This window comes from Blastopirellula sp. J2-11 (assembly GCF_024584705.1).
Taxonomy (GTDB): domain Bacteria; phylum Planctomycetota; class Planctomycetia; order Pirellulales; family Pirellulaceae; genus Blastopirellula.
Window position 1 is genome coordinate 1,743,638 of record NZ_CP097384.1, and the last position, 19,013, is coordinate 1,762,650.

Below are 19,013 nucleotides of genomic sequence, written 5' to 3' on the forward strand. Positions count from 1 at the left end.
CTTAGTTTTCGCAATTGCGTGGAAACCAGATCCAGCCTTCAGATTTGGGAACTTCGGCACTCGGGGATTCCAAATTCTCCGGTGCCGTTGCAAATAGCGAAGCGACTACTGCGCAAACGAGCGCGTCTTGAATATCTTCGTGGGATTGTGGGGGATGCTCAGCAACCCAATCGCGTACCGGGGGGACGTCACGACAAACGGTCGGATAGGTCTCAATGACGGTCAGGTACTTGTCATCCGTCCATACTCCGGTGGATTCAATTCTGGGCGCAAATTTAGCAAGGGCGTGGATGCCTTTGGTCGCTTGGCTGCCAATCATGTCTTTTATGGCCGATAATGGTGACCAGCCGAGACTTGCCAGATGACGCTCCGTTTGCCTGAACAAATATTTATTGTCCAAAGATTTGTGAGCCGGCACGCTTATCCTGCCTGCGGCAATGAGTTCGACAAATTCAGTCGAGAAACCTAACGGCGTATCAATCGCCATGGTCACTTGAAATTCACTGTGCGGTATGTCTGCCGAGCACAGTCGGAATAGTGACAGTAGCCAATCTTTGGTTGTTGGTGAGTTTTCTAAGAACGTTCGCAAGTTCTTGCGCCATGGCCTTCCGACGAGTTTGCGATCTGCGTCTAAAATAACGATCGCGTCACGACTCTTTGCATTCTTGTCACAGTTCCAGCCTCCGACGTCCCAGCCGATGAAATATTGGAGTGAATTTGGAGAGCTCATACCAGTCGAACCATCCCGGTCAGCAGTTGTTGCATCATTCCTTGCTTGATTTGCTTTGCCTTAGCGAGTTTGATTCCGAGGATCGCGAGTTCGCTATCTATGTCGGCAAAAACTCCCGCGATAGCCTGTTGTTCGGCACGTGATGGTGGAAGATGCACTTTGAACTCATGTACATTGTTTCGATTGAGCGTTGGCACTCCGGAGCCAGTGGCAAATTGCTCAAATGAAAGCGTCGTATACAAATAATAAATAAATCTCTCGTCGTTGCCGTTGAAATTGGTGACCCAAAGTGATGTGTTATGAGGCCAGAAATCATCTTCGACAAAAGTGACGTTTCCTATGGTGCCAGATCGCCCTGTTACAACACCAGGGCCTTTAACTCTTGATTCCCGGTGGTAGTTGGCGATTCCGTTCGAATAGACTACCGGAAATCTTCCCGAACGCAGTAACGCGTTTGGCAAGTCAAACCCACGCTGTAAAGGAGCGACTTTTCCAATTGGTTTGATCTCCCACTCCCCAGCATATCCCGGCAGACGCATCTTGCCGGTCAGCAGCTGCTGCATGGCGGCTTGTTTGAGGTCGCGTTTCTTGGCGATCAGCTTTTCCAGCGACTCGATCCAGGCGTCGGCATCCCCCAGGGCCTCGGCGATGGCTTGCTGCTCAGCGAGAGTCGGCGGTAGCGGCACTAAAAAAAACAGCATATCGCCAACGTTTAAATGCTTCATCGTCGTTCCGGTTTCGATCAACCTTAATCGAGATCGACCGGGTTCGCTATTAAGATAGAAAGAGATGAAATTTGACTGAACCTTGTTCTTGTCAAATCGCGAAATAATCAAAGCATGGCAATTTGAACCGGCGATCTTTTCAGACACAACAGCCGTAAGTCCGACGTCGCCAGTCTGCACCGTTAGCATATCACCGACGCGCAAGCAGGACTTCATATTCCTTTTGTGGAATTCTTGCGTCACGTACTTTATGCCATGGAATTCAAACGAATTCTCTTTGATGTTGTATCCTTGGATATAAAGTATGCCGTCGGTGCTATTTGTGTAGTGACGAATGGCCGGACCAACAAATCCATTTGTCATTCTCAAAGTAAGTGCACCAAGCGGCTGGACGTCCCAGTCGTCAGGAATTATGCCGACTTCAGTTTGTCTGTAGCTCCGTCGGATCGCGTCAAAGCTAGTCGTCATTTTGTGACTCCATGGAACGAGACCTCGCAACAGCAATTCCCATTCTCTCTATCTGTCCCAGTACTTTCTCCTCTAACCTGCTTGTGCGGTCAGAAAGTTCAGGTAACGTCGCTTCGTATCGCTCTGCCAGTTGTTTTATGCGTCGTGTCAACGCTTGACTGATCCGGTCCATTTCGCCATGTACGGCGGTATCCAGTGTCGCCAGCCATTTGTCATCGACCACCAGCGCCTTGACGTCCTTCTCGCTGAGTTGGAGATACTTGTCGTACGCCGATTGGTCCAGTTCGTCCTCGGCCGTTTTGATCTCTCCTTTCAACTTCGCTTCTTTGGCGTTCAGCTTCTTCCATCGTTCTAGAACGGCGATTTCTTCGGCTGCATCCGCTTCGCCGGCGATTTCCTTCAGCCGGGCCGCGACGGTCCCTTTGTTGATCTTTTCCAGTTCAGCCAGCAGGCCTTCTTCGCCGGCATGTTCTTCTTCTAGTTCGGTCAATTGGGCGGCGATGTTTTCGGCCTTGGCTTGCAACTGGTCAATCTTCGCCTGTTGATCGGCAAAATAGCGGGCCACTATCAGCGGCTTGGGGATCAGGTCGCACGCCCACCCTTTGTCACGCTTTTTCCCTTTTTTGTCTTCGACCAAAATGCGGTAGGTCTCGGCTTGCCATCCTTCGGCCGCGATTTGATAGACGTCGTCCTGCATGACGTTGGCCCAGTAGTCCATTAGATGCTGATAGACGTCGTACTGATTGATCAGCGGACGATCGGCGTAGTGAGACAGTAGGCCTTCGGAGAGATCGGCGATGACCTGCTTCGGCAGACAGCCAGCGGTCAGTTTGCGCAGCTTGGCGGCGGCCCGCTTGCGCCACTCGTCGAAATGCTCGTTCATCTGCTGGATGAACGCGGCGAACTGCGGATGCTGATAGATGGCCGTTTTGATTGCAGCCTTGTCGACCGCCAGATCGACATAGCCGGGGCGATTCTTGTGGAAGAGGGCCGCGCGGAGCTTGGGGCAGACTTCCCAATAGCGATCCAGCGAATCGACATCGGCCGTGGGGATGCCTCCTTGCAGATGGCCGGCGATGTCGTGGATATCTTCGGTCTGGCGGCTGTTGATGTATCGTGGCAGATTCAGGTTGTAATCGTTCTTTTCGATCTGATCGTACGGAACCAGCCGCGAATAGCCGGCGATTTCCTGCTGACGATTGAAGACGTCGACGATCTTGTGGAGATCTTGCGCACGGAGGCGGTTCTTGGGGCCTTCTTTGATGTAGCCGTCGCTGGCGTCAATCATAAAGATGCCGGTCCGCTTAGCGGCATCTTTCTTATCGACCACCACAATACAGGCCGGAATGCCGGTTCCGTAAAACAGGTTGGCCGGCAGACCGATGATTCCCTGGATGTAGCCTTTGCGAATCAACGCGGTGCGGATTTCGGCCTCAGCATTGCCGCGGAACAGCACGCCGTGCGGCAAAATGCAGGCCCCCGTCCCGGTGCTGCGGAGCGAGCGGACGATATGCAGCAGATAGGCGAAGTCTCCCTGCTTGGCCGGCGGCACGCCGAACGTGCTAAAGCGCCCATGGGGATCGTTGAGCGGATCAATCCCGGTGGTCCAGCGTTTGTCAGAGAAAGGAGGATTGGCGACGACGTAGTCAAACGTCTTCAGGGCGTCCCCATCTAAGAACTTGGGCCCCGAAAGCGTGTTGCCTTGCACGATGGTCGCGGTCGGGTTGTTGTGCAGGATCATATTCATGCGGGCAAGACCGCTGGTGGTCGCGTCTTTCTCTTGCCCGTAAAGCGTTACCTCGGTCTTGGCTTCTTCGCCGACCTTGAGCAGGAGCGAACCAGAACCGCAAGTCGGATCGTAAACGGTTGTATTGCTAGAAGTTTTGGCGATACGAATCCCGAGGATTTGGGCCATGATGCGGCTGACTTCGGCCGGCGTGTAAAACTGCCCTTTGCTCTTGCCGCTTTCGGTGGCGAAGTGCCGCATCAAGTATTCGTAGGCGTCGCCGAGGATGTCGTCCCCATCGGCCCGGTTCTTGGAGAAGTCGAGTTTTTCGCTCTCAAAGATCGCGACCAACTCGGTCAGCCGCTCGACTTTCTCTTTGCCGTCGCCCAGTTTGACGGCGTCGTTGAAGTCGGGAAAGTCGGACTGGGATAGTTGCTGATTGGCGGCGGCCAACGGTGCGATGATCTTTTTGTTGATCTGATCGCCGATGTCCGATTTGCCCTTCAGCGCGATCATCGTCTTGAAGCTGGCCCCGGGCGGGATCTTGATCGGCGCAAACGGCTTGCCGTCGTACTTGTCGCTGACGTACTTGATAAACAAGATCGACAGGACGTAGTCCTTGTACTGGCTGGCGTCCATCCCGCCGCGGAGCGTATCGCAGCTAGACCAGAGCGAGGAATAAAGTTCCGACTTCTTCAGTGCCAAGAGAGATTCCCTTCCAGCAATCGCCGAGCGTAGGCGTCAATGCCGCTGCGGCGGAGATTAAGCAAGATATTGACCGAGCATGTCCCGCAGTAGCGAGACAAAAGGCCCAGTTTAGGGGAAGCTGGGGGGCGTTGCCATGAGAGAAGAGGACAGGGCAGGAGGGGCCCAGGCATCATGCCGGCGCTGCGGATTTGCACCGCATGTGAAGCGCGCCTGAATTTTCGCGAATTAAGGTAGGGGGGCTATCGGTGTGCGACGGCGAAGGGGAGGGGCGGCGAAGTCATCCCGGCTTTCGGCATTTGCACCGCTCGTTAGACGCACGCGTTTTCTGGCAAAATTCGAGGGGGTGGACCCTCTAGCGGCCGGCGCGGTGGAGAATTCGCCGGGTCCTTCCCGGTGGGGTGGGGCGGGTTGAGGGTTAGTCGCTGCGCCGCTTTCGCACGTAATAGGAATTTTTACAGGATGCCCCTCCTCCTCCTGTTGAGTTGGGAAATTTCTTGATGAAGTGTCACGCTGGCAATTCGAGACGCATTTGTACTGGCTTGCGGTAGCATCATCCAAGATAGGAGAATCGAGAACTTGCGGCATTTCGCAGCTGGCGCGCAACCGACAGAACGGGTAGAATAGCCACGTCGCGGCAAGGAAAGCGCCTCGGCGAAAAGTCCACGGATGGCGAATTCTCTACGAACGGAGACACATCGCTATGGCTTCTATTCAAGTGCGCGCCAAGGGGTGCTACCTAATCCAATTCTACGATCGCGACAATAAACGCCGAGGCGTTTCAGTCAGCAAGACGACGATCAAAGCGGCAAGGACGATTGCCGGTCACATCGAGCATCTAAACGCGTCTGCTAAATCAGGAACAGCCGTACCAGACGCTACGTCGGCTTGGGTAAAGTCGCTGGGAACGGCGATGACGCGCAAACTGGTAGCCGTGGGGCTGATCGCCAGCCGGCGCGTCTATAAGCTGGAAGAGTTTTTAGACGAATACTTCAAGAGCCGTACCGACTGGGAAGACCGCACGCGTCGCAAGAACGAGTCGAGCAAGAACTATCTGGTCAAGTTCTTTGGCAAAGAGAAGATGCTGGCGGCGATCTCGCCCGGCGATGCGGACGACTTCCATCGGCATATCGCCCATAAGGTCAAAGGCATCAAGTCGCTGGCGACGATCGATAAGCACATCACTTGCGCTAGGTTGTACTTCAATGCGGCGCTACGCAAGCGGCTGATTGACGAAAATCCCTTCGCCAACGTGAAGACTATCGCCAATGTCGGCGAAGTCGCCTATCTAACGGCCGAAGACTCTCAGAAAGTGCTCGAGGCGTGCCCTTCGCTTCAGTGGCGGCTGATTTTCGCCTTTGCACGCTGGGGCGGTCTGCGGATTCCTAGCGAGCTCAACGGGCTAACGTGGGATGACATCTTGTGGGACCAGAACAAGATTTTGATTCGATCGCCGAAGACGAAACGCTTTCAGGGAAAGGCCGAGCGGCATATCCCAATCTTCGCCGAGTTACGGCCGCTGCTGCTAGAGGCGCAAGAACAGGCGCCCGATGGCGCCAAGTACGTCATCACAGCGAACCGGAAGGGAAAAACGCTGAATGACGCGTATTTGCGGAAGCGGATGGGAATCATCATTGGCCGGTCTGGCGTGTTGCCGTGGCCGAAGTTGTTCCAGTCGCTACGCTCGACGCGTCAGACCGAATTGGAATCGCAATACCGAACGCACATCGTGTGCGCGTGGTTGGGCAACAGTCCGAAGATCGCCCACAAACATTATCTGAAAGTTCGCCAAGAAGATTTTGACGTCGCGTCTGGCGAAGCAGAAGCAGCGCCGGCGGCAGCGGGTTCAGATGGCGCCGCGGAAAAACTGATGCCGTATCTGATGCTGCAAGTTGCGGAATTGTTGGAAATATCGGAGCAGGGCGATTTAGGGGGAATGTCGGAACGTGAAGTAAGGCAACGACTTACTTCGATATGCTCTGATATTGCTGAAAACAAAGTAGCCGAGGCGGGGATCGAACCCGCACGGAGGTTACCCTCCACAGGATTTTAAGTCCTGTGCGTCTGCCAATTTCGCCACTCGGCCGTGGTCGGGCGCCTGGGGTGGCGCTGGATTTGAGTGTTGGGGTTTTAAGTTGGTTGGAACGCTTTCCCTTGGCTTGCGCCGCGGGCTAGTGTTGTGTCAAACCGCTATTTTCGGCTTCCACGAAATCAGCCGCACGGCGTTAGCCGCGGTTTCTGTTACCAATTGTCTTTCGCAAATGAGTTCCCATCAGAAACCGGTGCTAACGCACTACGGCTAATAAAATCATGGCGCCTGAAAATTGTCGCGTGACAGAACACTAGTTTGCTGTGGGGTTGTTGTTGGGATTCAATGGTCGTTATTTGCTGGCGTCCGCATTTCCCTCGCTTGCGCTTCGGGCTACGAAGATGCTGATGCTGGGGCTATGGCGCCGCCTACGGCGTTGTTTTCCGCTTTCGGCTTGCCGCTCTCCGCTTTTCTGCGGTCACGCTATTTTGGCGATCGGTTGCAATCGTCACAAGTATAGGCTGCAAATCAACTTCGCCGCGGAAGTTCCTGGCCGCGATTGGGGCGATTGGTTTGTGGCGTTCCCTGGCGATTGCCGATAAGGGAAAAGCGGGCAGGCGCTTACTAGGCCGCAAATTCTCGCTAAACTATCCGCATTCACAGGCATTCACTTTTGGGGGCGACAGGGATGCTATCGCTGTTTGCGCAAAACTATGGATTTTTACCGACCCGCGGTTCGGTGATGCTCGACTTCGTCTTTTTGGCGATGTTTGGCGTGATCGTGATCATGGCGATTAGCATCGCGCTGGTTCGCTTTCGGCGGATGTATAACCTGCACAAATGGCTGCAAATCATTCTGGGGGTCGTGCTGTTGTTGGCGGTGATCGCGTTCGAGATCGATATGCGGTTTTTCACCAACTGGCGCGAACTGGCCGAACCGTCTCCGTATTACGCGTCGGGGACGGTCGACACGAGTCTCTATATTCACTTGGCCTTCGCGATTCCCACGCCGCTGCTCTGGATCTTTGTGATCCTGAAAGCGATTTGCAAATTTCCGAGTCCGGTGATGCCCAACAGCTATAGCAACACCCACAAGTTTTGGGCCCGACTCGCGGCGATCGGCATGACGATGACCGCGGTGACGGGGTGGATATTCTATTACCTGGGGTTTGTGGCGAGCTGAAAGGAAAGCGGAAGAAGAGGGAGTAGCGAAAGAAGCTTAGTTTTTCGTCAGGCCAAAGGCCTGACCTACCTCTTCTTCCGCTTTCCCGTTTCTGCTTTTCTTCTAGGTCGTTTCGACCGGCCTAGCGGTTTTCCAGCAGATGCGATTGACGGCGTCGAGGATCGCCAGGACGGTTGATTCGACGGTGTCGGTGGATACGCCGCGGCCGCGGAAGATCGTGCCGTTGTGGTCGATGTCGACGGTGACCGTTCCTTGGGCGTCGCGGCCTAAAGTGGCGCTGCGGACTTGGAAGTCTTTGCAGTTCAGCTTGACGCCGGTGATTCGTTCGACGGCCCAGAATGCGGCGTCGATCGGTCCGTCTCCTTCGGAGACTTCGGCGGAATGTTCTTCGCCGGCGTGAGCCAGAGTCATCTTGACGTTCGGTTGCCGCTGGGTGCCGGACGAAACTTCGAGCGAGACGAGCGACCATTCTTTGGTCAAGTCGCTGCCGCGGATCTGTTGTTCGCACAGGGCCGAGATATCGCCGTCGTAGATCTCTTTCTTCTTGTCGGCCAACTCTTTGAACTGCTCAAAGACGGCCTGCAATTGCTCGCCGGTCATGTGATAGCCGAGACTTCTCGCTCGATCGGCCAACGCCGCGCGACCACTATGTTTGCCGAGCACCAGGTCGGTCTTGGCGAAACCAACGTCCTCGGGACGCATGATCTCGTAGGTCGACGGCTCTTTCAGCATGCCATCTTGGTGAATGCCGGCCTCATGCGCGAACGCGTTGCGGCCGACAATCGCTTTGTTGCGTTGCACCTGCATGCCGGTGACGCTCGACACCAATCGGCTGGTCGGAACAAGACGCTCGGTATTGATGCGCGAATCGACGTTGTAATAGTCATTGCGAGTTCGCAGCGCCATGACGATCTCTTCCAAGGCGCAGTTGCCGGCACGTTCGCCGATGCCGTTGATCGTGCATTCGATCTGACCGGCGCCCGCTTCCACCGCGGCCAAGCTGTTGGCGACCGCCAGGCCGAGGTCGTTGTGGCAGTGAACCGAAATGATCGCCTGATCGATGTTCGGTACGCGATTGACCAGGTCGCTGATGACGCGGCCCATGTGCGAAGGGGTCGCGTAACCGACGGTGTCGGGAATGTTGACCGTGGTGGCGCCTGCTTTAATCGCCGCTTCGACCACGCGGCACAGGAAGTCGGGTTCGGTTCGAGCTGCGTCTTCGGGTGAGAACTCGACGTCGTCGCAATAGCCGGCTGCCCGAGCGACGCCTGCGATGGCGCGTTCGACGATTTCGTCCGGCGACATCTTCAACTTGAACTCGCGGTGAATCGCGCTGGTTGCGAGAAAGACATGGATGCGCGGCGCCTTGGCCGACTTCAACGCTTCCCAGGCGCGATCGATGTCGCGGTCGTTACAGCGGGCCAGACCGCAGATCGAAGCGCCGCGAATGTTGCTGGCGATTTCGTGAACCGCTTCAAAGTCGCCGGGCGATGCGATCGGAAAGCCGGCCTCGATGACGTCGACTCCCAGGTCGACCAGCGCCTGGGCGATCTCCATCTTTTCGGGCAAGTTCATGCTGGCGCCGGGAGATTGCTCGCCGTCGCGGAGCGTGGTGTCAAAGATCTTGATAGTGCGTTGATTGGACATGGTATCTCAAGTAAACCTGACGAAGGTGGATATTCAACAATGTATCGAATCGACGGGCCGGCCGGGCGCCGGCGCGGCTAGCAGCAGGCGGCCGCGACTCGCGAAGTTCGATGCGTCAGGGAGAAAATGGGAAGTCATTTGCGGTAAATCCAATAAAAAAACCCCAGGGCCAATTCGGGGGGCCTTGGGGTTTCCAGCTAAACGTTTGATGCAAGCGCTGTCTACGCTGTCCCCTGCGGCCGATGACCGGTTAGTAGTAGCAGGGGTAATAGCGAAATGCAGGGCATCGTTTTTGTTCGGTTAGTTTTGGGCTACAAAAGTAGTCAAGCTTCTGTAGGGACTTTAACTGCGCCAGAAGGTTCAGTCAACCGGCAATTGGCGATTCCCGCGACCGAAAGAGGGGCTTCATCGAACTTTAAGACAATCGCAGCGCAGGGGCCAAGGACAATTTTGGGGGGCGGTTGGCTGTTTGGGGGCCAAATCAACCTAGGATTACGGGCCGGGAGAGCGGTAGAATTCGCGCTGCGGTAGGAGAAAACGAGGAGGAGGAGTCTCGCTATGCCGGGCGATTCGATTGATTTTAGCAGTGATCCCAATCCGCGATCTTCGACGGGGGGACCGACGCGTCGCGACTTTTTAGGGGTGCAGTTCACCTGCTGCAGCACCTACGTGCGCATCTATAAGAATCGGGAGGGAACGCACTACGAGGGGAAATGCCCCAAGTGCTATCGCTCGGTCCGATTTGAAATTGGTTCTGGAGGAAGCGACGCACGCTTCTATACTGCGTATTGAACGACTGCGGCGAATCGCGTACTATCCGCCGCCGGTCTGCAATAGGCGGCTTGTGATGGTCCGTAAAATTTTGCCCAGGCGCACCTGTGCGCAATGACTGCCGATGATGGATTTTGATGTTCAGCGGTGCACGCGCCGTTGTGCGGCAACCGATCGAGAACTTTCGCCAGGCGAGACCTTTTATTCGGTCTTGGTCCGCGATGGCGCCGAAGTGGTGCGCCAAGACTACTCAGTCGAAGCCTGGCAAGGAGCGCCGGAAGGAGCCGTCGGCTGGTGGAAGTCGGAATTGCCGTCAGGCAAATCACGCGGTCCCGATTGGGCGCCGAGCGACGTAATGCTCGACTACTTTGAAAGTTTGGCCGAAGACCCGACCAAAGAAGATGTGCGCTACGTGATGGCGCTGCTGATGATTCGCCGCAAGATCTTGCGCCTGGAAGATGCGAGCGGAGAAGGGGAGGGGCCGGAGATGCTGGTCGTCTTTAGCGCGAAACGCGAGACGCAGTATGAAGTGCCGGTTGCAAACCCAGGTGCGGCGCGGATCGCCGAAATTCAAATCGAAATTGCTCAACTACTCGAATCGGCGGCGTAAAGCCGATCCGCGAAAGGCATGGAAGCCGTGTACGTGAAACCATTCTGGCTGCTTCTTTGGTGCGGCGTCCTCTGCATGTCGATGGGGGCTGGCTGTCCGGCGATGTTGCGGCCGATGCCGGTCAACAACGCACCGGTCGCGTTCGCCACGCAGCCGACGTTGGAGCAAATCATCGCCCAGGTAAACGGCAACACGGCCCGCGTGCAAACCGCCGAAACAACCGGCGCGACGATCTCGCTGCATGGCTATCCAGTGATTCGCGCGAATATCTCGATGGCGCCGCCGCTCAACTTTCGCTTGACCGGCGAAGCGGCTCTGATGGGACAGGTCCTCGACTTCGGCAGCAACAACGAAGAGTTCTGGGCATGGTCCACCGTCGGCGGTTGGCCGGGGTTGGTTTATTGCCGGCACGATCAGTATCAGTACAGCAACGCGCGGCAGTTGTTGCCGGTTGAACCGACCTGGATTTCGCAGGCGATGGGGCTGGTGATCTTTGAGCCCGGCGGCAATCATCAGGGGCCTTATCCCACGCCCGATGGAAACCTTGAAATACGAACGCAGATCAGCGGTCCCAGCGGGACGATCACCAAGTCGACGGTGATCGACAAAACCTATGGCTTTGTGCTGCAGCAGCATGTTTACGATCAGGCAGGTAACACGTTGGCGTCGGCCTTGGCTTCGGCCCATCGCTTTGATCCGACGACCGGCGTCTCGCTGCCGCATCGGATTGATCTGAAACTGCCGCCGGCCCAGATGGAGTTCACGATCAACGTTTACGACTATCGAATCAATCAACCGCCGTCGTCGCCGAATGTCTTTATGAAGCCGCAACGCAGCGACGCGCGGTCGATCAACCTGGCCGATCCCAATCTGCAAATGACGCCGACTGGGAACGCGCCGCCAGCCGGATCAGCAGGCGTGACGCCGGGTTACATCCCATCCAGCGGATATCCGGCGCAACCGCAGCCTGCCTATCAGGCCGCGCCGCAAACGCCCTATCCCGTGCAACCCTACAACACGATGGCTCCTCCAGCCAACGCGCCGGTCAACCAGATGCCGCCGCAGCCGACCAATTATCTGCCGCAAGCGCAGTACGATACGCCGCGGATGCGTGGGTTTGACGTGCGGCGATAAGGAGGAAGATCAGCGTGACGAATTGGGGCGACCTGGATGAATGTTCCGCGGCTTGGCGTCGATGTAATGAATGCCGAATTGACGCAGTTGGGCGATCGCCATTTGCATGATGCCGAAGTCTTCTCCCAACTCTTCCCTTTGTCGCTCGATTTCATACTGATTGCGTCGGCCGGATAATCGGGGTGCTGGACATCCAGATAGCACTTGCCAAAATCCAAGAGATAGGGGGGAGTGACGACGCTCATTTCGATGATGCGGAGCGATTCGTCAAAGCCACGCAGTAGAGGGATGGCGAAGATCCCAATTTGTTACATTCCAACTCTTGTAAGCGTTGGTAACATCCTAATTCGTTGTAGAATTGCTTTTCGCGATCGAACGCTTTGATAGCGGTTGTTTGGTGGGTCTTGTAGACAAGACCATCCGTTCCATCGCCGAGTTTTTTTTCAAGTTCCAGATCGTGTTGGCGAGCGTATCGCTGAATCACATCATCGAGGTTCATGGCATTGAGTACCCTCAGAGCAGGCCTGAAGGTCATTCCGCAACAGTCGAGATGTATCGGGACGTTCAAGGAATAAGCAAAGCAAGACGGCGCGTTTCCTTCTTCTAAGATTCGCGGCTGCAATCTAGCTTGGCGCTCGCCGCTCTATTATCCTGGAAGCAAGTTTACGACCTGCCAACTTTCTTCCGGAGTCCCGCTCATGCCCCGCTTTTGCTTTTCGCTGCTGTTTGCAGCGCTCTCCGCCGCTTCGCTGCAGGCCGCTGACGCAACGTCGATCTTTGATGGCCAGACGTTGGAGGGTTGGGAAGGAAAAAGCGAATGGTTTCGGGTGGAAGAGGGAGCGGTTGTCGCCGGGTCGCTGAAGAAGGCGATTCCGAACAACGAGTTTCTTTGCACCAAAGAAGAGTACGGCGACTTTGAGTTGACCCTAGAGGCGAAGCTGGTTGGTCAGGGGACCAACGCCGGCGTGCAGTTTCGCAGCCAGCGGATTCCGAATCATCACGAGATGATCGGTTTCCAGTGCGACATGGGAAGCACGCCGGCGCGATTGATTTGGGGGTCGCTGTATGACGAATCGCGCCGCAAGGTTTTTATGGCGGAAGGCCCGGCCGCCGAGGTCGCCAAAACGGTGAAGAGCGGCGAATGGAATCGTTTGAAGATTCGGTGCCAGGGCCCGAAGATTCAAATCTGGGTCAACGATTTGCAAACGGTCGACTACACCGAAGCGGATGGCGCGATTGCCCGAACCGGGGTTATCGGTTTGCAGATTCACTCTGGGCCGGCGGCCGAAGCGTCGTATCGCAAGTTGCAATTGAAAAAGCTATGAGCTCGCAGCCGATCGAGTTTTTCTATTTCGATCTGGGGAACGTCCTCTTGTATTTCGATCATGACCGGGCCTGTCGGCAGATGGCCCAGGTCGCCGATGCGCCGGTCGAGCAGGTGCGCGACGTTGTCTTCTTTAGCGGCATGCAGATTCGCTACGAAACCGGCGAGATCGACACCGCCGAGTTTCACGCCTACTTCTGCCAGCAAACAGGCCGCTCGCCGATCCAGGACGAGTTGGCCTTGGCGGCGAGCGACATCTTTGAGCTCAATCACCCGGTGATCGAAATCGCCGAGGCGCTGCATGAGCAAGGGCGCCGCTTGGGGATCTTGTCGAACACGTGTGCGTGTCACTGGGATTTTTGCATCGCCGGGCGTTATCCGTTTTTGCACCAGTGCTTTGAACAATACGTGTTGAGCTATGAAGCGAAGTCGATGAAGCCTGACGCTGGGATCTATCAAGCGGCGATCGAGCAAGCAGGAGTCGCGCCGGCGTCGATCTTCTTTGTCGACGATCGACCCGAGAACGTCGCAGGCGCTCGGGAGTACGGATTAGACGCGGTGCTGTTTATCGGCGCTGATCGACTGCGAGAAGATCTGGCTGCCCGTGGTATTTTGGCCGGTTAGCGCGATTGTGACGGCCGTAACGACTGAAAGGTGAGTTTGGGCCTGTTATAAGGGCGTCCGTCTAGCGGAAAATGGAATTTTCGTCCGTTTCGCCGCCGCGCCTCAAATCGTTCCCTACTCTTTCATGTCTTGTCCACAGGGGAAATCCGTCGCAGGGACGGTCACAAGGGCAGGCGAACGCGATCTGGCGGCCGGGATGTCAGAATCGAAATTCTCGGGAGCGTAGGACCGGAATGAACAAAAAAGTTTTGCATGTCGATGACGATCCGCAGATCCTGCGCCTGGTTGGGCGGCAGTTGTCGAGTGCTGGATATGACGTCATTTCTCTGGAGCAACCGGAGAAAGCGATGAAAGTATTGCTCGACAGTTCGATTCGCGTGTGCATCCTCGATATCGAGATGCCGCGGATTAACGGACTCGAATTGCTGCAGGACATCAAGCAATACGATGGAGGCATTCAAGTCGTCATGCTGACCGGCCTGGTGACGTTGTCGACCGTACTGGATTCGATGCGTTTTGGAGCGGAGTCTTGCTTATTTAAGCCTGTTGAAAAGTTCGATACGCTCAAAGAAGTGCTCGAAGCGGCCTTTGAAAAACAGTTGCGTTGGTGGAACGCATTGCATGAACTGAAACAGCGGCAACTGACCTAAACACAATCCCTGATGCGCGGGCAGCGCAGCGGCAAATTGAGTCATCATGAGCGAACACGACGCCAATAACGAACTGCTAGCGGGATTCATCGATGAATCGGTGCATGCCATTCAGGATTTGCCGGCACTACTGAACGCTTTCAAATCGGATTCGAACAACTCCGAAGCGGTCCATTCGGTATTTCGAACCGTCCATTCGATCAAAGGCAACGCCGGCTTCTTCGGCCTCACGGCGATCAAGAAGTTCGCACACTCGTTGGAAAACGCGCTCGACGAAGTACGCAACCAAAAGACGCCGCTGACCGAAGACCTCTGTCGTGCGCTGATTGAAGGGATCGATTCGCTCGACCAATTGCTGCATGCGGTAGAAAATCAAACGCACGAAGAAACTTTGAGCGAAGCGGACCTAAAGCTGTTGGAGCAGGTCGCCGTACTCTCGAAAACAAAAGGCGCCGATGAAGACGCCGCCGGCGACGCGTTGATCGCCGATTTGCTGGAGATGGCCGACGAAATGACGGCGGCCGGATTTCCGGAATCGCTTCACTGGGCCGAACGGATTCGGGAATTGGGGCAGCTCTCGGCGCCCTCTGAGCTAATAAAACAGATCGCTGCGCCTGCGGAATTGCTTCCCCTAGAATTCGTGCTCGGCGGCGTCGAATTAACGCGTTCGGTTCGCAAGCTGATCGAATTGTTCGTCCAGGGCGAAACCGAACCGTTTGACGACGATTGTTCGACCGCTCTGATGGAATCGCTGTCCGAATTGAAGTTGTGTGCTCGCAACGCATCGGAATCGGCGTTGCAATCGACGCTCGAAGACGCTAGTCGTAACTTCAAAGCAATTTATGACAGCGGTATCGGCGTCGACGGAATGCTGCTCAGCATCATTTGGGAACAGCTGTCGCCGGTGCTGGAATCGCTGAAGCCGCAAGCGCCGGCAGAGCCTGAAACGCCGCCGCCGGCGGAAGGTCCGATCGCCAAATCGCAGGAAAGCGATGTCGACGACGACTCCGCTCAGAAGAAAGACGCCAACGCAAAGAAGACCCGCTTCCTGCGCGTCAACGAAGAAAGTATCGATAACTTTTTGGATGACGTTTCTAGCCTGTTTATCACCTGTGAACGGTTGAAAGACATTCAAAGTCGGATGACGAGTTCTCGCGAGCTCCGCGAACTGGTCGAAGAGCTGCGGCAAGTTAACATCTCGTTCAATCTGCAAGCCAACCGTTTGCAAAAGAGCGTCGTTTCGCTGCGACGCGTACCGATTCGCGGCATGTTCTCCAAGTTCCCGCGGATGGCCCGCACTTTAGCCAACAGCTTAGAGAAGAAACTGGACGTTCATCTCGCCGGCGAAGACTTGGAAGTCGACAAGTCGCTGCTGGAAGAACTGGATGCGCCGCTCACGCACATGATTCGAAATGTCGCCGATCACGCGTTGGAATTGCCTGCCGATCGCACGGCTCGTGGTTTAAATGAAGTAGGCAACTTGTGGCTGTCGGCCGAGATGACCCGTACGCACGTATTGATTTCGATTCGCGACGACGGCCGCGGAATTGATCCTGATCGTTTGCGTCGCAAAGCGGTTCAAAGCGGCGCGATCACCGAGTCGCAAGCCGAGCGAATGCCGGATCAAGAAGCGATCGAACTCATCTTCCATCCAGGACTATCAACGGCCGAACAAGTGACCGAGATCTCGGGACGCGGCGTCGGCATGGATGTGGTCCGCACCATGGTGCAAGAGAACGGCGGCGAGATCCGCGTCGAGTCGACCTTGGGCGTCGGAACAAACTTTACGATTGAGATTCCGATTCGCCAGGCCGTGTTGGTGATTGATGGGCTGTTAATCCACGAAGGCGAAGAACGCTTCGTCGTGCCGTTCGACGCCGTTCGTGAAGTGCTTGATCTGCCGTACGAAGAGCTGAAAACCGCCGGCGGAGCTCCGGTTGTCACGCTTCGCGGCACGACCTATGCAGCGGTTTCGCTTGCCGAAATGCTCGACATTCCCCGCGATTCGAAACAGAAGAGCGATCGACTGTCGGCGGTGTTGATGACCAGCAAGCAAGGGGACGTCTGTCTGATGATCGATCAGGTGGTTGGCAAACGAAAAGTGGTGGTCAACAGTCTGCAGGACATTCTGCCAGATGTCCGCGCGATTGGCGGCGTCGCCCAACTCGGCGGCGGCGAACTAGCGTTGGTCTTGTCCTCCAACGAGATTATTCGTTCTTTGAAGCGATGATTTCTGCATGCGGCGCACGGCGCTTGGATGCGTTCCAGAGGAGCGCAAAAAGAGGCCGCCAGCATTTTCACGCTGGCGGCGATTTCCCTGCTCGATGGTTGCAGCGACGGTCTACATATAGCGGTTGAACAAGTTCTCGAGAAACTCTTGACGACCGCTGACGTTGGCCGCGGCTTCCCCCTTGGCCAGCATATATTTTTCCAACGACTTCAGGTCGTGCTTACCGGCTTCGATCTCGGCGCCGACGCCGCTGTCCCAGCTGCCGTAGCGAGCCTTAGTGAACTTGTCGAATTCGCCGTCCGCCCGAATTGCGGCGGCGACTTTCAGCCCCTTGGCGAACGCGTCCATGCCGCCGATATGAGCATAGAAGAGATCGATCGGCTCAAAGCTTTCGCGCCGCACTTTGGCGTCGAAGTTGACGCCGCCAGCGCCGAGGCCGCCATACTTCAGGATGGACAGCATCACTTCGGTCGTCAGATAGTAGTTGGTTGGGAATTGGTCGGTGTCCCAGCCCAACAGCAGGTCGCCGGTGTTGGCGTCGATCGAACCGAGGATGCCGTTCATACCGGCGTATTCCAACTCGTGCTGCATCGTATGCGAAGCGAGCGTCGCGTGGTTGGTTTCCAGGTTAAGCTTGAAGTGCTTGTCCAGATCATATGACTTGAGGAAGGCCAGGCAGTTGGCCGAATCGAAGTCGTATTGATGCTTGGTCGGCTCTTTCGGCTTCGGCTCGATGAGGAACTGTCCTGTGAAGCCGATCTCTTTAGCGTAGTCGACCGCCAAGTGAAAGAACTTCGCCAGGTGATCCAGCTCTCGCTTCATGTCGGTGTTCAGCAGGTTTTGATAACCTTCACGACCGCCCCAGAAGACATAGTTTTCGCCCCCCAGTTCCTTGGTTACTTCCAAACATTTTTTCACTTGCGAAGCGCCAAAGGCGAAGGCGTCGGCATTGCAACTGGTCGCGGCGCCGTGCATGAAACGGGGATGGCTGAAGAGGTTGGCGGTTCCCCATAACAACTTAATGCCGGTCCGCTCTTGCTCGGATTTCAAGGCCGCGGCGACGGCGTCAAAGATCTTGTTGGTTTCGCTCAGCGAAGCGCCTTCTGGCGAGACGTCGCGATCATGGAACGCGTAGTAGGGGGCCCCTAGTTTCTCAATAAACTCAAAGGCGACGCTAACGCGTTTGACGGCGTTCTCTTCTGAGTTAGTGCCGTCATCCCAGGGGCGCACTGCTGTGCCGGGACCAAACGGATCGGCGCCGGAGCCGCGGAACGTGTGCCAATAGACAACGCTAAACCGCATGTGATCGCGCATCGTTTTGCCTTCGACCACTTCGTCTGGATTGTACCAGCGAAAGGCCAGCGGGTTCTTCGAATCGGGACCTTCGTATTGAATCTTGTCGACTTCGGGAAACGCTGCCATGACGGTTCTTTGCTGGGGATGGAGTGGCTGGGAAGAAAGTTCTGCGTATCGAAAACGGCGAATTCGCAGTCCCTCTCATTCGGTCAAATCAATAGCGAGAAAGTGAGCATCATAAAGCGCGGACTAGCGGCGTTCAACCGACAGGAATTTCGTCGACCGTAGATATTTTTCAATCGGGCGCCGATTTGTTACATGTTGAGTTTGCTTACGTACGCGAGCTGCGAGACGAAAACTTCGCCTGCAACCAATCTCCCCATTCTGGAGAAATTTGGGCAACGGCGAATAGCACGCGCGCCTTCCAGGGCACAACAAGCTCGGCCTGACGACTTTCGCATCCCTTCAAGATCGCCGTCGCTAATTGAGCGGGATCGATCGCTTTCAGTCTGACGCCGGCGCCAGGCTGGCGCGTTTCGGCAGGCAAGTCGCTGGCCTGATCGTCATAGCGTGCGCCCGCATCGTTGCGCGCGATCGGACCGGGGCAAACCAGCAGGATGTGAACCCCAGTGTCGGCCAGTTCCAGCCGAAGTTGCTGGGTAAAACCGGCCAATGCAAATTTGGTGGTCGCGTAGGGACCTATAAAGCGAGCGGCGCTTTTGGAGGCCAACGAACCGATATTGACGATGTGTCCTTTGCGCTGCGTGATCAAGGGAGCAAAGGCTTGGACGCAACGAATAGCCGTCATCACGTTCAGTTCCCACTGGCGGCGAAAGTCGGCCAGTTGCGTCTCCAGCAGCTTCCCACGCGACGAGATCCCAACATTGTTGACTAGCAAATCAAGTCGACCGTAACGCGACTCGATTTCTTTCTCGAGACGTTTCACGTCGTCATCGGACGTCACATCCGCCGCGATGGGGATCGCTGCGCCGGAGAGCCCTTTCAGCGACTCGGCGGCGGCGGCCAGATCGGCTGGATCGCGAGCGGTTAAGATGACCGTCGCTCCTTGACGGGCGAGTTGTCGCGCGATCGCGAGTCCCAGCCCGCGCGAAGCGCCGGTCACCAGCGCAACTTTTTCGTTCCAGTAGGTCATCCGGCCGC

15 protein-coding genes, 1 tRNA gene and 1 pseudogene are annotated in these 19,013 nt (G+C 56.0%); 9 read left to right on the forward strand and 8 right to left on the reverse strand.

The window, feature by feature from the left end; all coding sequences use genetic code 11:
• Position 1: 1 nt before the first annotated feature.
• The 3 genes from M4951_RS07195 to M4951_RS07205 are packed head-to-tail and all read right to left on the reverse strand — an operon-like array spanning position 2 to position 4,354.
• Complete coding sequence (locus tag M4951_RS07195; protein ID WP_262025805.1) at positions 2 to 730, reverse strand: hypothetical protein; 729 nt, start codon at positions 728 to 730, stop codon at positions 2 to 4.
• On the reverse strand, positions 727 to 1,923 hold the full coding sequence (locus M4951_RS07200; protein ID WP_262025806.1) for a restriction endonuclease subunit S: 1,197 nt from the start codon (positions 1,921 to 1,923) through the stop codon (positions 727 to 729). Before M4951_RS07200 ends, M4951_RS07195 begins: the two co-directional genes overlap by 4 nt.
• Positions 1,913 to 4,354, reverse strand: a complete 2,442-nt coding sequence (locus tag M4951_RS07205) for a type I restriction-modification system subunit M (protein ID WP_262025807.1) — start codon at positions 4,352 to 4,354, stop codon at positions 1,913 to 1,915. The genes M4951_RS07200 and M4951_RS07205 overlap by 11 nt, the downstream gene beginning before the upstream one ends.
• Before the next feature lie 913 nt (positions 4,355 to 5,267).
• Between M4951_RS07205 and M4951_RS25635 the strand changes: the two are divergent.
• Positions 5,268 to 6,089 (forward strand): annotated as a pseudogene (locus M4951_RS25635) (tyrosine-type recombinase/integrase); the annotation flags it as partial.
• A gap of 265 nt (positions 6,090 to 6,354) precedes the next feature.
• Here the strand turns inward: M4951_RS25635 and M4951_RS07215 are convergent.
• A tRNA-Leu gene (locus M4951_RS07215) sits at positions 6,355 to 6,440 on the reverse strand.
• 631 nt (positions 6,441 to 7,071) lie between these two features.
• On the opposite strand from M4951_RS07215, the gene M4951_RS07220 reads away from it, so the two are divergent.
• A complete protein-coding gene (locus tag M4951_RS07220; protein ID WP_262025809.1) occupies positions 7,072 to 7,566 on the forward strand; it encodes a DUF420 domain-containing protein in 495 nt (164 codons plus the stop codon).
• 102 nt (positions 7,567 to 7,668) lie between these two features.
• Here M4951_RS07220 and M4951_RS07225 read toward each other — a convergent pair whose 3' ends face one another.
• Complete coding sequence (locus tag M4951_RS07225) at positions 7,669 to 9,213, reverse strand: 2-isopropylmalate synthase (protein ID WP_262025810.1); 1,545 nt, start codon at positions 9,211 to 9,213, stop codon at positions 7,669 to 7,671.
• Positions 9,214 to 9,771: 558 nt separating this feature from the next.
• Here M4951_RS07225 and M4951_RS07230 point away from each other — a divergent pair.
• From M4951_RS07230 to M4951_RS07240, 3 genes are all read left to right on the forward strand, one after another.
• Entirely contained in the window at positions 9,772 to 10,005 is a 234-nt protein-coding gene (locus M4951_RS07230) for a hypothetical protein (protein ID WP_262025811.1), read from the forward strand.
• A gap of 103 nt (positions 10,006 to 10,108) precedes the next feature.
• Positions 10,109 to 10,594 carry a hypothetical protein gene (locus M4951_RS07235; protein ID WP_262025812.1) on the forward strand — a complete coding sequence of 162 codons (486 nt, stop codon included), beginning with the start codon at positions 10,109 to 10,111 and terminating at the stop codon, positions 10,592 to 10,594.
• Positions 10,595 to 10,627: 33 nt separating this feature from the next.
• Positions 10,628 to 11,728 carry a hypothetical protein gene (locus tag M4951_RS07240; protein ID WP_262025813.1) on the forward strand — a complete coding sequence of 367 codons (1,101 nt, stop codon included), beginning with the start codon at positions 10,628 to 10,630 and terminating at the stop codon, positions 11,726 to 11,728.
• Between the two features lie 9 nt (positions 11,729 to 11,737).
• Here M4951_RS07240 and M4951_RS07245 read toward each other — a convergent pair whose 3' ends face one another.
• Entirely contained in the window at positions 11,738 to 11,932 is a 195-nt protein-coding gene (locus M4951_RS07245; RefSeq protein ID WP_262025814.1) for a hypothetical protein, read from the reverse strand.
• A gap of 494 nt (positions 11,933 to 12,426) precedes the next feature.
• Here M4951_RS07245 and M4951_RS07250 point away from each other — a divergent pair, with 494 nt between their 5' ends.
• From M4951_RS07250 to M4951_RS07265, 4 genes are all read left to right on the forward strand, one after another.
• Positions 12,427 to 13,053, forward strand: a complete 627-nt coding sequence (locus tag M4951_RS07250) for a DUF1080 domain-containing protein (RefSeq protein WP_262025815.1) — start codon at positions 12,427 to 12,429, stop codon at positions 13,051 to 13,053.
• Entirely contained in the window at positions 13,050 to 13,676 is a 627-nt protein-coding gene (locus tag M4951_RS07255) for an HAD family hydrolase (RefSeq protein WP_262025816.1), read from the forward strand. Before M4951_RS07250 ends, M4951_RS07255 begins: the two co-directional genes overlap by 4 nt.
• Before the next feature lie 233 nt (positions 13,677 to 13,909).
• A complete protein-coding gene (locus M4951_RS07260; RefSeq protein WP_262025817.1) occupies positions 13,910 to 14,326 on the forward strand; it encodes a response regulator in 417 nt (138 codons plus the stop codon).
• Positions 14,327 to 14,372: 46 nt separating this feature from the next.
• A complete protein-coding gene (locus M4951_RS07265) occupies positions 14,373 to 16,556 on the forward strand; it encodes a chemotaxis protein CheA (protein ID WP_262025818.1) in 2,184 nt (727 codons plus the stop codon).
• A 111-nt stretch (positions 16,557 to 16,667) separates the two neighbouring features.
• Here the strand turns inward: M4951_RS07265 and xylA are convergent, their stop codons facing one another.
• Both xylA and M4951_RS07275 read right to left on the reverse strand, forming a co-directional pair.
• Complete coding sequence (xylA, locus tag M4951_RS07270) at positions 16,668 to 17,978, reverse strand: xylose isomerase (protein WP_262025819.1); 1,311 nt, start codon at positions 17,976 to 17,978, stop codon at positions 16,668 to 16,670.
• Between the two features lie 205 nt (positions 17,979 to 18,183).
• Positions 18,184 to 19,005: an SDR family NAD(P)-dependent oxidoreductase gene (locus M4951_RS07275; protein ID WP_262025820.1), complete on the reverse strand. Its 822-nt coding sequence runs from the start codon at positions 19,003 to 19,005 to the stop codon at positions 18,184 to 18,186.
• Between the last annotated feature and the right edge of the window lie 8 nt (positions 19,006 to 19,013).

Coding starts and splice junctions, on each gene's coding strand:
- M4951_RS07225 (WP_262025810.1), bottom strand. CDS start 9,213: ATGTCCAATCAACGCACTATCAAGATCTTTGACACCACGCTCCGCGAC.
- M4951_RS07195 (WP_262025805.1), bottom strand. CDS start 730: ATGAGCTCTCCAAATTCACTCCAATATTTCATCGGCTGGGACGTCGGA.
- M4951_RS07230 (WP_262025811.1), top strand. CDS start 9,772: ATGCCGGGCGATTCGATTGATTTTAGCAGTGATCCCAATCCGCGATCT.
- M4951_RS07260 (WP_262025817.1), top strand. CDS start 13,910: ATGAACAAAAAAGTTTTGCATGTCGATGACGATCCGCAGATCCTGCGC.
- M4951_RS07235 (WP_262025812.1), top strand. CDS start 10,109: ATGATGGATTTTGATGTTCAGCGGTGCACGCGCCGTTGTGCGGCAACC.
- xylA (WP_262025819.1), bottom strand. CDS start 17,978: ATGGCAGCGTTTCCCGAAGTCGACAAGATTCAATACGAAGGTCCCGAT.
- M4951_RS07255 (WP_262025816.1), top strand. CDS start 13,050: ATGAGCTCGCAGCCGATCGAGTTTTTCTATTTCGATCTGGGGAACGTC.
- M4951_RS07220 (WP_262025809.1), top strand. CDS start 7,072: ATGCTATCGCTGTTTGCGCAAAACTATGGATTTTTACCGACCCGCGGT.
- M4951_RS07250 (WP_262025815.1), top strand. CDS start 12,427: ATGCCCCGCTTTTGCTTTTCGCTGCTGTTTGCAGCGCTCTCCGCCGCT.
- M4951_RS07200 (WP_262025806.1), bottom strand. CDS start 1,923: ATGACGACTAGCTTTGACGCGATCCGACGGAGCTACAGACAAACTGAA.
- M4951_RS07275 (WP_262025820.1), bottom strand. CDS start 19,005: ATGACCTACTGGAACGAAAAAGTTGCGCTGGTGACCGGCGCTTCGCGC.
- M4951_RS07265 (WP_262025818.1), top strand. CDS start 14,373: ATGAGCGAACACGACGCCAATAACGAACTGCTAGCGGGATTCATCGAT.